Consider the following 14,019-nt stretch of genomic DNA (forward strand, 5'->3'; position numbering starts at 1 on the left):
CCCCACGTCCCCGTTCCCGTCGGAGTTCCCGTCCGACTGGCCGTCCCGCAGCCCGACCCCCCTGAACACGGCATCCTCGGCCCGCACCACCGAACCCGACTAACCGTTTGCACGCCGACCCGCCGCGTCCCCTACACTTGACCAGGTCGCGTGGCAGCCACACCGCCACGCCCCGGGCCCCCTTCGTCTAGCGGCCTAGGACGCCGCCCTTTCAAGGCGGTAGCGCCGGTTCGAATCCGGTAGGGGGTACGCCGTAGACCGGCGCGCGATCCCGTTTCGGCGGCCCCGATCGCCGCAGCCGACGCGTCGTGCTGGGTGCCGACGATCTCGGACGTGATGGTGACCTCGCACTCCATGAGGCTGGTCTTCCGGTGGTAGCGCATCCGCAGCCGGAACACGTCCAGCAGCCGTCGCAGCACCGGCCCGGGAACCTGCCCCAGATCGATCGTCCCGGCCGGGAGCAGGTCCAGCAGTTCAGGGTACGGGCGTGGGGGCGCCGTACTCCGGATTTCCCGTAGCTTGGCTTGTGCGGCTTCAAGATCGGCCGCGATCTGGGCGGCACGTTCGTTGATGTTCTGGACGAACGCCTGGCTGGGATCATCTAGTTGTTCGAGCGGATCCAGCACCCGCGCCCGGCGCCGGACGAGATCTGCGATCTTGGTTTCCAGGGCCGCGACATGCTCCTCGTGTTCCCGCAGGTGGCGATCGTCCAGCCGGACGAGCAGCGTCTCAAGACGCTCGCGGCGATGGGCACCGAAAATCTCCCGGTTGAAGAAGTCGTTCAGCCCCGCGATGAGGGGCTCTTCACGGATCCGCACGACTGCGGGATGCCCTTCGGGCAGGTGGGAGCGTTTCGGGCTGCAGACGTAGTACAGCCGCCCCCGATCGTTTTTGCCGAACATCCGGCGTTCGCAGTCCACGCAAGTGATGTAGGACCGTAGAACGTACGGCTGTTTGGTGTCTTCGGCTGCGGTTCGGCCGGGCCGGCTGCGGGACCGTCTCCGAACCAGCGAGACTTGCTGCGCTTCGACGAAGGTCTTGACGCTGACGACACCCGGGTGGGTGGGTTCGCTGGACCACACCCACGCCTCGGGTGGGTTGTTCCTTCCCCCGGCCGAGGAGGTCGCCCGTCGGTTCCACACCATGTAGCCGGTGTACTTGGGATTGGAAAGGACGTCGCGGATCGAGGAGCAGGTCCACCTGCCCACGGTCCGGGTCTTCGCCGTGGCGACGGGCGCCGGGTACCGCTCCAGATCGGCGTTCAACTGGTCGGCAATCGCCTGATACCCGAGGCGTTCGGCGATGCGGATTTCGAAGATCGTCTGGACGACCGGCCCACGCACCGGATCGGGAATCAGGACGTGCTTGGTCGCACCCTGTTCTCGGCGGGCGGCGACCGGATGAGGGACATTCCGGGCCAGGTAACCGTACGGTGGACGCCCGACGTTAAAGCCCTGCTCGGTGTGGATCTCGAACCCACCCCAGGACTTCTCCAGCATCTCCAGGACATACCACTCGGCCACGCCCTGCTTCACACGCCGCGTGAGCACCTGAGAGGAGCGTTTCCCGTTGAGGTTGATCGGCTCGTCGGACGCCCACAGCGGGATGCCGAGCTTCTCCAAGGTGTTCTCGATTTGTGTTCCGACGTAGGTCCGGCGCGCGATTCGGTCGACGGACTCACAGATCACCACATCGAACCGTCGATCGGATTGGGCAGCTTCCAGCAGCAGGTCCTGGATGCCGCCGTCCCGCGGAATCGGGATGTTGAACCGCTCGTGTCCGCGCCCGAATCCACGTGTGTCGAGATCCTTGCGTCCGGATTCGATGTCGTAGAAGTGCGCGACGATGACGGCCTGGCCCGGTATCGCGGTGTGCAGCGCGGTCTGGCTGTTGGCGAGTTGCCGCGGGAGCGACAGGGTCGGATCCTGCTTGTCCTCGGTCGAGGTCCGTCCCGCGAAGGCCACCCGCAGCGGCCCGTCCAGCCGAAACCCGCCGCCGGGGCCGGTCAGTCCTGCGGACCGGCTGCTGTGGGTCCCTCGGGTGAACACATCGAGTGGGATCGGGCTGCGTGATTCGCCCACCAAGTCAACACCTCTCTGATCGCGCCTGCCTGTGCCCGGGCGAGCTCACCCTCGACCGATGGGTCCGCAAGGTTCAGCCGCCAGGTCAGCTGAGGCTGTTCGGCACTTGCCTGTGTCTGCTTCTCCGGCTCGCTCACCGGTCCGCCATCCACCGGGGAGCGGGGATGTCATGGTCCGTGTGCGGCCGGGCCAGACATGACCGCACACCTCCGGACTCAAGAACAAGGCTGCGGACACGGCGACCGGTACAGCACTCACTACGGCAGCGGTCGAGGTCGTCTCGCTGGCTCCTTCCGTGGCGGCGGAGGCTGGTATGCGGGTGGACGGGCGGGAGAGTGACAGGTGGGGTGATGTGTTGAAGTCGTCCCGCCGGGCTGGTCAGGTGCCAGGCGTCGCCGCATCGGTAAGCGCGTAGCCGGATACCGGGGGCTGCGATGCGGGCGGCCTGCCGGGCCGTGCGACGGGTGGTGTAGCGAGCACGCCCACAGCGCCCACATAGACCGGTCTGGAGGATGGCCAGCATCTCCAGCACCCGATTACGCCTTCCCTGCCTACTGCATCGGTTCTTGGTCATCGGCTCGCCTCCGGCAGGTCGGTCGCGGACTGGAAGAGCAGGAGATCCTCGTGAGCGGTAGCGCAGGCGGGAATGCCTCGGTCGCGGGCACGGCGGGTCTCGAGCATCTGGAAGAAGGAGGCCCGGTTGACCAGCCGACCATCCCGCAAGCCCGCAAGGAGAGCGGCGTACCGACCGGTCAGCACCAGACCGTGGTGGCGTGCGGTATCGGTGACCTGGCCTGGTAGATCGATCAGCTCACCCTTGGCTCGGATGGGACGGACGGTCACGGCGATCACACCGCCGGGTCGCAGCAAGGTGGAGCTGCCGACAAGGATGCGACCAAAGCCCTCCAAAAGGCCGGGTAGGGGCTGGTGGGCGAGATTGCCGCGGTCGTGGGAGTAGCGGTGATGGCGTTTCAGGATCTTTCTGCCGCCGTTGTCGCGGCCGGACCTGATCTGTCCGTGGGTGTGCGATCCGTAGGGTGGTGAGGTGAGCACCAGCGCCGCTTTCCCGTGCAGCGCCCGGTAGATGGTGGCGATGTTGCGGGCGTCCCCACACGCCAGCTGCGGCGTTCCCTTGGCTCCTTGGGAGTGGGCGAGCCGCAGGTTGCCCAGCGCGAGGTGGACGAAGTCGGGCTCGTACTCCACGCCGGCGGCGTTGCGGCCAAGGTGGATAGCCTCGACCAGGGTGGTGCCGATCCCGCACATCGGATCGACCACCAAGTCACCGGGCCGGGTGAACGCCCCGATGACGGTGGCGGCGATGGCTGGCAGCATCTTGCCGGGATGGCGCATCGACTCGGGCGTATAGCGTCCCTGACGCTGCAACCGGGACGGGCGCTGCCCCGTAGCCAGCACCGACACCAACCCCGTCGTAGAGGCGAGAGCATCGTGGTTCATCGAACGCCCCCGTTCTCCTGCCGGATCCGCGGCTTGGTGAACAAGCACACATCGGCGTGAACGCTCACCGACGGCGGCAGCACGTGGCAACCGGTGCCCCGCAGCTGGGCCAGGTCGGCCGGTCCGGCCTGGACGACCAGGGCGTCACCGTCGATGGGGACACGCAGCGCGATGACGTGCTGGACGTACCCGAAGCCCAGCCCCTGAGCCTGGCGGATGATGCGTGGGGCGGGGTCGACGAGGCGTCCGGCCTGGTGGCGGGCGGTCGTGATGATCGCCAGGACACCGCCCGGCCGCAGCACCTTCCACGCCGACGCCAGGAACAGGCCGAGTTGCTCACTACCGAGCATCCACAGGTCCGCCCGGCAGGCTGGGCATCCGCGTTCCCCGCTCCTGCGCGGCGGGTTGCCGCCGATCTCGTATGACGGCGGGGCGGCGATGACCAGGGCGACCTCGCCGAGGTGGTCAGCAAGGCCGCGGGCCATCTGATCGGGCCGCGCCGGCCGCATTTCCACCCGCGCCAACTGCGCTACGGGTAGGGTGGCGCGCAGGCGCGTGCCGATGTGCTGGGCGAGCGGGAAGTGCGGGACCAGCGCGATGCCGCGCCGGTCCAGGCCGGCGGCGCCCACCAGGGTTGCCTCGCTGCTGGCGAAGCCCTCAGCGACCAAGTCACCCTCGGAGGTGCAGGTACCGATCAGGTGCCGGGCCAGTTCCCGGCCGACCGCCTGCCGGTGCCGCAGGCAAAGGCCCGCCGCCGAACCGGTGGCCTGCGCGCCCTTGCTGGTGGTGGTGTCGGTGGTGAGTTTGGTGCTGTCGGAGCACAGCCAGACGGTCAGTGGCACCATCCGACACCGGGCATCCGGACCGCTGTTTCGGCCGATAGGCGAGTTGGACGACGTGTGGTTCATCTACTGGGTGACCCGAAACGACCACCCGATCCCCGTGCACCCATGAAGCACCGCCACCCCAGCCCGATTTCACCCTCGGCCCAGGTCACGATCTGTTCAAAGGCCGCCTAGCTGTAGGGACCGTCTGCGACTCGCGCACATCGAGGAATGCGTTCTGGCGGGTTTCGCAGCGGACTGGGTATCCGTTCGGGGTGCACTAGCTTGATCTCGCCGTACGACTGCTCTGCGGGCATATGATCACGCGCCTGGTACCTGGAATATCAGCACGGAGCCCTCGATTGCCCTCATTCCGGAAGGTGGTTGTGAGCGCGGAAGGCGGCCAGAATTCGGCGGGCGCTTGCCGGAGACAGGCTGAGCTCTTGGCGGGCGGCGGCAAGCGCGGCATAGGAGCCGGGGGTGCCCTGGTCGGTGAGCTCCTTCACACACGCGAGGTCGAAGGATGCGAAGGCTTGGATGATCGCGAGGCCGAAGTCGGCGAACGCGGCCATCTCGGCGATCGCCCGGCGCGCCTCGGCGTCGGTCTCCGGCGCGGAGGGAACAGGGGGAGCCAGGGACCTTAGCTTGCGGGCGACGGGCGCAACGGCACTCGCGTCCTGGAGATCGGCCAGGCACTCGCGCATCGCGGTGAAGATCGGGTCGTAAGCGTTGTCGAGGCCACAATCGCCCAGGCGACTGCGGGTGCCGCCGATGAGCTCGCGGAGCTCCCCTCGGACCAGGAGTTCGGCGAGGACGCCGACGCGCGGGTTGAGTGGCTGCTCTGCGTTCAGCTCTACCATGTGCCGGGTCACCCGGATCAGTTCTCGCGGGAGGCCGCCTGACAAGGTGTGGGCGAGGAAGACGAACGTCTCGGTGAAACCGCCGACGCGGACCTGAAGAAGGTCCTTGGCCTCCCCAAGGCTGAGCGGTTCGATCGTCACAAGGTCGTCGAAGGCGTTCTCGAAGATCGAGCGTCCGGCTACCGCCCGCCGGGCGAAGGTCGACCCTACCTCGTCGGCGACCGAGACGATAAAGGAGCAGTTCGCGATCCCGAAGATCGCCTTGATATCGCTCAGGAACCGCGCCGCCTGGTCGAGCGAGCCGATCCGATCGACCTCGTCGATACACACCACAACGCTCTGGCTCCTCGCCGCCTCACCGACCGCGATCTTCTCGAGAAAGCGCCGCAGGTCTCCGACGAGCTGCGGTAAGGTCCACGGCTGCTCCTTGAGTGAGGTGCCGCCTGTGAGCGTCAACGCTGAGATGGCGGCGCTGATCCCGGCGGTTGTCGTCTTCTCCTGACGCAGCCTGCGCCAGTAGCCCCGCGCCTCATGCACGGCTTCGGGCTGCCAAAAACGCCGCAGGAACCGCCAGAGCGCCGCTTTGGGGAACACGAAAAACGCTGCGAGCCCTAAGACGATCTGGGAGAGGCCCCGCCATTCATTCCAGAACCACCGGCCGACCGAAACCCCCCAGTCGGCAAGGCCCTCTCCCAGGTCCCGCGCGTGCTGCGTGGTTGGGGTGAGTGTCTGCCGCATCGACCAGACCAGGAGGCTGAGCATCGCGACGGAGATCGCCACCCGCAGGAAGACGGTGATCATTCTGCGCAGCAGGTGACCGAGCCGTCGGTGGCGTCGGAATGACCACCCACCCATCCGAGGGCCGGGAGCGAGGCCGCGATGTTTCAGGTAAGTCTCGCAGACCTGCATAAAGAGCTCGACCAGGAACTCCTTCGGGTTGTACTCGGCGGGAGCCGAGACGAAGACCGACAGTCGTGCTGGCCGGGTGGGTTCGCAGAACTGCCGGAGCAGGGTCGATTTCCCCGAGCCGCGCGGCCCGGCGACCGCGATGCTCCCGCCGTCCATCCGGTCGAGCGCCCGCTCGGCCTGCAACCGCGATCGGGTGGGCACGATGAGGTCGGGATCGTGCAGTCTCTTTAAGCCCTCCGAGTGCTGTTCGACCAGCAGTTGGTCTCGTTCCGCTCCCAGCTGGTCATTGATCACCTGTGTGAGGCGGCTCACGATTACCTTCTCCTCGACTTGGGTCAGCCAGCGTATGAGCGGCGTCTTGTTCTGAAGGAAAAAGGTTTTCGATTCCAGCTTGGGGCCCGGGTCTGGATGTGGAGAACGAGCGATCTTGTAGAGCTGTCGCGTCAGGGGTTCCTGGAGAAGCAGTTCCCAGGTCCGTAAGGGGTGGGCCAGAAGCCTGCCGAGTATGCCGAAGAGCGGCAGGGTGTTGGAGCCCATCACAGCGACGAGAAACACGCCGATCGCGCAATCGAACGAGCTGTCCAGGACACTATCGCCGCTCGTCTTGGCGGTAACGCTACTTGAGGCCAACAGGGCCACCACGACGACTAGCGAGGCGACGACCCTCGCAGCGGTGCGGGTAAGCCGAAGCAGTGCCCCGACCGCAGCGGCCGCTGGGGGAATGAGGACTAGCGCGGAGAGGACAGCAGTAGGGCCGCCGACCAGCTCGGAGATCGCAGCTTTGAGGAAGCCGACCAACGTCAGGGCAATGACAAACGTAAAGACCCATGTCAAAGGTTCGGCGAGCTCGTGCTCCGCAGCATCCGGGTCACCCCCGAGGCTCGTATGGAAACGGCGTACCGCGGTCTTCCATTGGTACGCCGTTTGAGCGCGCTCCATGGCCACGCGTTGCACAGCCGAGTAAGAGGGGAATTGACGTGCCTCCTCCAGGGCCGGCCCGGCCATCAGATGTTCTAGCGCTGCGTAAGGGTCGACCAGCTTGGGAAAATAGCCGCGGACCTGTGGGTTCTCCCGCATCACTTTGGCGACGTAAGCCCGGAAATCGTGAGCGGTCTTCGCCTCGGAGACCCGCTCCAGATCCGTGACATTCATCCCAGCGGCCCTGCGCTCGCGTCTTCTGAGCCAGGCCAGCCAGTGGTTTGCGCCCTCGACCGCGGCCGCCAGCCTTCCCGCGCCCACCGGCCACCACCAGTTCCGCAGCCCGCCGTGAAAAGCTGGTCGACCGCCGACCCGGTCGCCACCAGCGTTGCCGCCAGTGTCACCACCCGCAGCGCTACCCACCCGTCGACCTCATCGCCGTTCGCGCCTCACCTTAATCGGCCCCGATTTACCACGCTGTGCACACCCGATAAAACCGCCACCAACCTCAACCAGTCAGGCGATCCACCAACAGCGCCTCGGCCACCTGCGGCCGCCTGGCCGAGCCCGACACTGCCCGGTCAACGCCCGACGCGCACCACGTGCGGTCGCACGTTCCACCGATCATGAGACTCACGGTCAATCGCGATCGTGACCACCTCGCGGCTACGCGGCCCGATGTCCGCGCGGATTCGGCAGATCGCTCAGGTTCAGGCCGATCCAGACCTCTAGGAGGCTGCCGAGAGGACTCAGCCGTCTTCCCTCGATCGTGACAGAGCGGTCCCGCGCGAGGTGGATCTCCTGCAACGGTTCGAACGCGAACTTCGCCGCCGTCACCCAGGGTTCGACCGGGCCAGATGTTCGCGATCATAGGAGGGCCATCCTGCGGTGTCCCAGAAACTGCGGTAGGGCGTTGTGAGGTCCCTAGAAGGTTCCGGCGAGACTTCCCCGCTCGTGCCGCCTATGGCGCGGCTTTCTCGCGCCATGTAGTGCCCCCGGCAGCGCTCATGGGCCTGTAGGTCCGTCCCTGGCTTCCACTCGCTCCTGATCAGCTTGCGCGACCTGCTGTGGTGGGTCCGGTCACGGCCTCAGACCGCAAAACCGGGTTTGGCAGGGCTGACGGCGCCGACTGTGGGTGGTGATTATCGAGTGGCTTGGTTCAAGTCTTGTTAATCGTCGCCGCTTGGCGGGTGAATTCGGGACTCAGTCGCGGTGCTTCAGGGTGTCAGTCGAGATCGTCGGTGGTGATGCGGCCTCGGGGCGGACGGCCTGAACCCGGTCCCCGCCGCATCACATCCGTCAACCGTGTTCTTCAAGGAGGACACCCGCAGTCCCGACCGCGCCGCCATCGGCGGTCTCGCTGGCAGCCCGTACTCGTCCTCAGCTTCGGAGACGCTGCCATGCACACCCGCAATCGCCCGCCTCGCCCGTATGATCGTCCGCGGTCCCGAGGACCAGCGCAGCCTACGACTAGGCCAACCACCTCCCGCAATCTGGCGAAGTGCCGTTGCAGCAGCGGCCGGTTGGCGGCCGCGTCAGTGTTGTGGACGGCTGGCTGCGGGGTAAGTGCGCTGCTGGTGCCCGGTGTCGCCGAAGCGAGCACGAACCTTGCAGCGGCTGCCTCACTGGATGAGGTGATCAACAACCTGCGGGATGTGCTCGTAGGTTTGCTGGTGGGGTTGGCGACGTTGTTCGCCACGATCGGCGGGGTCCGTTACATGTTGGCCGGCGGTGACCCTGGAGAGGTCGAGGCGGCCAAGAAGACCCTGCGGTATGCCGCCATCGGGTATTCGGTCGCGGTGCTGGCGCCGCTGCTGGTCAAGATTCTCCAGGGCATCGTCGGCGCGCCGTGACCGCCCCGACGTGCCCGCCCGCTCGGCCGCGTGGGTCCGTGGCGTCCGTCATCGCGGTGGCGCTGCTGGTCGTGCTGACGGCGAGCGTGGCGCTGGGTGTGGTGGCCGGGCCGGTCTGGGGGGCGGCCGACCCCGCGCCCCAGCCAGCGATGACCCCGTCACCCCAGGTGCCCGCTACTACGCCGCCACCGTCTTCGCCGCAACCATCCGCTCCGGTTGAGTCTTCGCTCCCGTCGCAACCTGGGGAACCGGCCCCGTCACCGGCCCCGGGCACTTCCCCGGCTCCGGCGGCGCCGGGCGAGCAAACTCCGGGCGATGGCGGTGCGGAGGGCGCGGGGTGCGGGTTCATGGACATGGGCTGCATGGCCAAGCAGGCGGTGAACGGCTGGTTCGCCGACCTGGTGACCGGCGCCGCCGAGCCGATCTGCGACCTGCTGTCGCAGACCGTGCTGGGCACCCCGCCGCTGGACTCGCCCGGCATGGCTCGCGCCAAGGATTTGTGGGGTGTGTCGCAGACCATCGCCAACACCTGCTACGTACTGATCATCACTGCGGGTGGTGTGCTGCTGATCGCCGGGCACTCGCTCCCGGGCAGTGAGTTGACGGCGGGGCAGTTGGTGGCGCGGCTGGTGGGTGCGTTCGCGGGCTCCAACCTGAGCCTCATCCTGATCGGGTACGCGATCACCTTCGCCAACGGCCTGTCGGGGGCGTTTCTCAGCGCCGGAGCCGAGGCGATGGACCCGAGCCGGGTCGCCGAGGCGATCACCGCTTACTTGGCCGCGAGTCTGGTGCCCAATCAGCCGTTCACGATCTTCATCGGGCTGGGTGTGGTGGTGCTGGCGTTGTGCTTGGCGTTCATCTACATCATCCGGGTCGCTTTGACCATGGTGCTGATCGCCGCCGCGCCCGTGGCGCTGATGTTCCACGCTTTGCCGGTCACCGACGGGCTGGCCCGGTTGTGGTGGCGCAGTATCACCGGTGTTCTGGCGATCGGGGTGTGCCAGTCCCTGATCCTGGCGACCGCGTTCCGGCTGCTGTTCTCCGATGTCGACGGGCAGTCCGGCGACTCGGGCGGCGGGTTTCCCGGGATCGCCTCGGGGGCGGGGATTGATCTGCTGCTGGCGCTGTGCCTGCTGTGGATCATGGTCCGTGTCCCGTCGTGGGTGGCCCGCACCATCTGGCGCGCCGCGCAACCCAGCGCGCTGACCGGAATGGTCAAAAGCCTCATCCTCTATCGCGGTCTGGGTGCCTTGACGCGCCGCCGCGTCCCCACCGGCAAGTCCTGGACCCCCCCACCTCCGCCGTCTTCGTTCGCGCCTTCACCGCCACCTCGCCGGTACTTCCGGCCGGTGCCGACGATGCCCGGCCTGCCACGCCCGGCCCTCGCAGCCCCTGGAACACCGTCCGTGGCGCTGGGGTCGTCCGGTCCGTCTGATCCGCCGCCGGCACTACCCGCCGGTGCGATCCCGATGCCTCCTGGAGCGTTCCCGATGCCGCCAGGCCAGCCACCCGAACCCCACCGCGACAACCAGACCGGCCACCGTCCAAGGCAGCTCACATTGCCGATTCCGGCCGCCCCCGGCCCCGCCGGCAAGAACGCCGCGCGGCGACCGACGCAGCTGGCGTTGCCGATCCCGGTGACCCGCTCGCCGCAACCGCCCTCACCCGGCGGTGCGGCGGCGGGTGGGCGGCCGCGGGTGCGGTCGGGGCAGCTGATGCTGCCCGGTATGCCCAGACGTCCCGTCCCGCGACGGCAGCTGACCTTGTGGATCGACCCACCCAAATCCAGGAGGCGCCGATGAGCCCCCGGCACCAGCACACCGAGGCGCCGATGAGCGTGAAGATCCCCGCCGACGTCGACCAGCCGGACAAGATCCTCTACGGCCTCACCGCCCGGCAACTGGCGATCCTGGCCGGCACCGCCGCCCTCTGCCTGTGGCTCTTGCTCACCCTCGGGCCGCTGGTGCCGATCCCGGTCCTGGTCGCGGTGCTGGTACCGGTCGTGGCGGCCGGGGTCGTGCTGGCGGTCGCCCGCCACGACGGCATGAACCTCGACCGCTACACCCTGGCCGCCCTGCGCCACCTGCGACGAACGAAAGAACGGGTCACGGCTGCCGGGCCGGTGCAGCCGCCACCGGCCTGGTGCCGGATGCGCGGGCGGCTCCCTGAACCGCTGCGGCTGCCGGTGCGCGCCGTCCGCGACGACGGGGTGCTGGAGCTGGCTTCGGGCGGTGTCGCCGTCATCGTCCGCGCCGGCACCCTCACCTTCGGGTTGCGTACCCCCGGTGAGCAGGCGGGACTGGTGGCGGTGTTCGGCCGCTGGCTCAACTCCCTGGACACCCCCGTCCAACTCCTGGTCCAAGCCCGCCCGGTCGACCTGACCGGCCTGGCCGACCACATCACCCAGCACGCCCCCGCGCTACCCGACCCCGCACTGGAGCAAGCCGCGTCCGAGCATGCGGCGTTCCTGGCCGATCTCGGTGCCGAGCACGACCTGCTCATCCGGCAGGTCCTCATCGTCATCACCGGGCACGTCCCCTCCTCGCCCCCGGCGCCCGCCCTGCCATGGCGGCAGCGCAAACGCCATCGAGTGGGCCGCGACAGTGCCGCTGCGGTCGCCCTGCGCCGAGCCGCCGAGGCCGAGCAAGCCCTGGCCGCGCTCGCCATTCCCGCCGAGGTCCTGGACGCCGCGAACGCCACCGCCATCATGACCGAATCTCTATCCCCAGGCGAACCCAGCCTTGTGGATAACGCGGCACCCGATGACGTGATCACTCACCGGCAGGAGGACTAGATGCGGCTTTCGCTCGGTGCGCTTTCGCGCACCCTCGGCCTCACCGCCCAGCCCGGCGCTCCCGGCGACGACTTCGCAAAAGACGGTCATGAAGGTGGTCTGGTCGGCCTGGGGATGGGGCCGTCGGCGCTGCGGGTCAACGCCCGGTCGCTGCAGTTGCCCGGTGGCGTGTGCGCGTCATTCGCGGTGACCGGGTACCCGCGTGAGGTCGGCGCCGGGTGGCTGGAGCCGCTGCTCACCTACCCCGGCCGCCTCGACGTCTCCCTGCACATCGATCCGATCCCGCCGCTGGTCGCGGCGCAGCGGCTGCGCCGCCAGCTGGCCCGCCTGGAGTCGGCCTCGCGCGCCGACGCCCAGCGCGGGCGGCTGGCCGACTTCGCCGCCGAGGCCGCCGCCGACGACGCCGCTGAACTCGCCGCTTCGCTGGCCCGCGGGCACGGCCGCCTGTTCCGCGTCGGTCTGTACCTGACCGTCCACGCCCCGGGCTCGGGTGTGTTGGAGGGTGAGGTGCAGCGGGTGCGGGCGCTGGCCGCCTCGCTGCTGCTGGACGCCCAGCCGACCACGTTCCGCGCCCTGCAAGGCTGGACATCGACTCTGCCGCTGGCAGCCGACTCGATCGGGGCGCGGCGGGTGTTCGACACCGCCGCGCTCGCCGCCGCGTTCCCGTTCACCTCACCGGACCTGCAGCCGGTGCTGGGCGACACGCCAGTGCTGTACGGGCTCAACGCCTACTCGGCAGGGGTGGTGGTGTGGGACCGGTTCGCCCAGGACAACTACAACTCCGTCACCCTCGCCCGCTCGGGCGCCGGCAAGTCCTACTTCACCAAACTCGAAACCCTGCGGCTGCTGTACCAGGGCGTCCACGTCGCCGTCATCGACCCCGAAGACGAATACCGGCGGCTGTGCGACCACGTCGCCGGAACCCACATCGCCCTGGGCGCACCCGGCGTCTGCTTCAACCCCTTCGACCTACCGCAAGGGCAAGGCGAAGACACCCTCATCCGCCGCGCCCTGTTCCTGCAGACACTCATCAGCGCGATGCTCGACGAGCCGCTCACACCGGCGGCGCGAGCAGTCCTGGACCGCGCCGTCTTGGCCGCCTACCGGGGGCGCGGTATCGGCTCCGACCCCCGCACCTGGGCGCGTCCCGCCCCCGTCCTGGCCGACCTCACCGCACAGCTCGACACGATCGCCGGGTCTGGCGCCCCGGAGGCGAGTGCGGCGGCTGATCTGTCGGCGCGGCTGGCGCCGTATGTGACCGGTTCCCACCGGGGCTTGTTCGCCGGGCCGACCACCACCCGCCCGACCGGGCACCTGGTGGTGTTCTCGCTGCGTGACCTGCCCGACGAGGTCCGCGCCGTCGGGATGCTGCTCGCCCTGGATGCGATCTGGCGCACCGTCGCCAACCCGGCCGACCGGCGCCGCCGCCTGGTCGTGGTCGATGAGGCGTGGACGCTCATGCGCGAAGACGAGGGCGCTCGGTTCCTGTACCGGCTGGCCAAGTCCGCCCGCAAGCACTGGGCCGGCCTCACCGTCGTCACCCAGGACGCCGGCGACCTGCTGTCCACCGACCTGGGGCGGGCGGTGATCGCCAACTCCGCCACCCAGATCCTGCTGCGCCAAGCACCCCAGGCCATCGACCAGATCACCGACGCCTTCGACCTCACCGACGGCGAGAAGACCTTCCTGCTCGCGGCCGACCGCGGCCAAGGACTGCTGTGCGGAACCGGAGCCGGATCAGACCGGGCCGCGTTCTCCGCCGTCGCCAGCCAGCACGAACACCAACTCGTCACCACCGACCCCGCCGAACTCACCGGCCACCAGCAGCACGACGCCACTGCAACCTCGGACATGGAGAGCGCCCAGCGATGACCCGTATGACTTTCCTGGACGGACCCGGCACGGGCCTGGACGGGCCGCTCTCGGACCTCGGTCAGGCTCCTCAGCAGTTCATCGACCTGGCCGCCGGGTACGGCCCCATCGCCGCGCTGGGCATCCTCGGCGCTGCCGCCGCCTGGACGAGCGCGCGGTGGGTGGTGTGGGACTGGCGCAACAGCCGACTCGAACCCGGCGCCCGGCTGATCGAGGTGGCGGTGCCCCCGAAGGTGGAGCCGGGCAGCGCCGCGGCTTGGTGGGCCCGCCTCATCGGTCTCACCCACCCCAGCTGGAAACGGCTCGTCTTCGGGCAGCCGCACCTGGCGTTTGAGTACCGCGCCGACCACAACGGCGTCCGCTTCCACATCTGGGTCCCCGGCACCATCCCGCCTGGAATAGTCGAGAAGACCGTCCGGGCGTCCTGGCCCGGCGCGACCCTCACCACCCACC

At 68.6% G+C, this 14,019-nt stretch carries 10 protein-coding genes, 1 tRNA gene and 1 pseudogene; 9 read left to right on the plus strand and 3 right to left on the minus strand.

All coding sequences use genetic code 11. The features are described from left to right. Positions 1-176: 176 nt before the first annotated feature. The 4 genes from E1266_RS28070 to E1266_RS39625 all read left to right on the plus strand — a co-directional run bounded on the left by E1266_RS28070 (position 177) and on the right by E1266_RS39625 (position 2,072). Positions 177-249: transfer RNA gene (locus E1266_RS28070), tRNA-Glu, on the plus strand. 356 nt (positions 250-605) lie between these two features. Continuing rightward, a complete protein-coding gene (locus tag E1266_RS28075) occupies positions 606-941 on the plus strand; it encodes a hypothetical protein (RefSeq protein WP_132052083.1) in 336 nt (111 codons plus the stop codon). Positions 942-1,152: 211 nt separating this feature from the next. Continuing rightward, positions 1,153-1,284, plus strand: a complete 132-nt coding sequence (locus tag E1266_RS39940) for a hypothetical protein (protein WP_279436353.1) — start codon at positions 1,153-1,155, stop codon at positions 1,282-1,284. A gap of 77 nt (positions 1,285-1,361) precedes the next feature. Further along, entirely contained in the window at positions 1,362-2,072 is a 711-nt protein-coding gene (locus tag E1266_RS39625; RefSeq protein WP_243718966.1) for a hypothetical protein, read from the plus strand. Positions 2,073-2,651: 579 nt separating this feature from the next. On the opposite strand, the gene E1266_RS28090 is transcribed toward E1266_RS39625, so the two are convergent. The 3 genes from E1266_RS28090 to E1266_RS28100 form a co-directional block, all read right to left on the minus strand. Continuing rightward, the gene (locus E1266_RS28090) at positions 2,652-3,536 is read right to left on the minus strand and encodes a DNA methyltransferase (protein ID WP_132052085.1); all 885 of its coding nucleotides are present in this window, start codon (positions 3,534-3,536) and stop codon (positions 2,652-2,654) included. Continuing rightward, positions 3,533-4,381, minus strand: coding sequence for a hypothetical protein (locus E1266_RS28095; RefSeq protein ID WP_132052087.1), 849 nt, complete (start codon positions 4,379-4,381; stop codon positions 3,533-3,535). The genes E1266_RS28090 and E1266_RS28095 overlap by 4 nt, the downstream gene beginning before the upstream one ends. A 347-nt stretch (positions 4,382-4,728) precedes the next feature. Next, on the minus strand, positions 4,729-7,470 hold the full coding sequence (locus tag E1266_RS28100) for an ATP-binding protein (RefSeq protein WP_132052089.1): 2,742 nt from the start codon (positions 7,468-7,470) through the stop codon (positions 4,729-4,731). Positions 7,471-8,624: 1,154 nt separating this feature from the next. Between E1266_RS28100 and E1266_RS28105 the strand changes: the two genes are divergently transcribed. From E1266_RS28105 to E1266_RS28125, 5 genes and pseudogenes are all read left to right on the plus strand, one after another. Then, positions 8,625-8,900 carry a pilin gene (locus tag E1266_RS28105; RefSeq protein WP_243718968.1) on the plus strand — a complete coding sequence of 92 codons (276 nt, stop codon included), beginning with the start codon at positions 8,625-8,627 and terminating at the stop codon, positions 8,898-8,900. Positions 8,901-9,262: 362 nt separating this feature from the next. Beyond that, a complete protein-coding gene (locus tag E1266_RS28110) occupies positions 9,263-10,702 on the plus strand; it encodes a hypothetical protein (protein ID WP_165966243.1) in 1,440 nt (479 codons plus the stop codon). Further along, a complete protein-coding gene (locus E1266_RS28115; protein ID WP_132052093.1) occupies positions 10,699-11,694 on the plus strand; it encodes a PrgI family protein in 996 nt (331 codons plus the stop codon). The genes E1266_RS28110 and E1266_RS28115 overlap by 4 nt, the downstream gene beginning before the upstream one ends. Beyond that, on the plus strand, positions 11,695-13,566 hold the full coding sequence (locus E1266_RS28120) for an ATP-binding protein (protein WP_243718969.1): 1,872 nt from the start codon (positions 11,695-11,697) through the stop codon (positions 13,564-13,566). It abuts the gene before it with no gap. Further along, positions 13,563-14,019, plus strand: a pseudogene (locus tag E1266_RS28125) (hypothetical protein); the annotation flags it as partial. The gene E1266_RS28120 and the pseudogene E1266_RS28125, both read left to right, overlap by 4 nt.

The organism is Actinomadura sp. 7K534 (assembly GCF_004348575.1).
Taxonomy (GTDB): domain Bacteria; phylum Actinomycetota; class Actinomycetes; order Streptosporangiales; family Streptosporangiaceae; genus Spirillospora; species Spirillospora livida.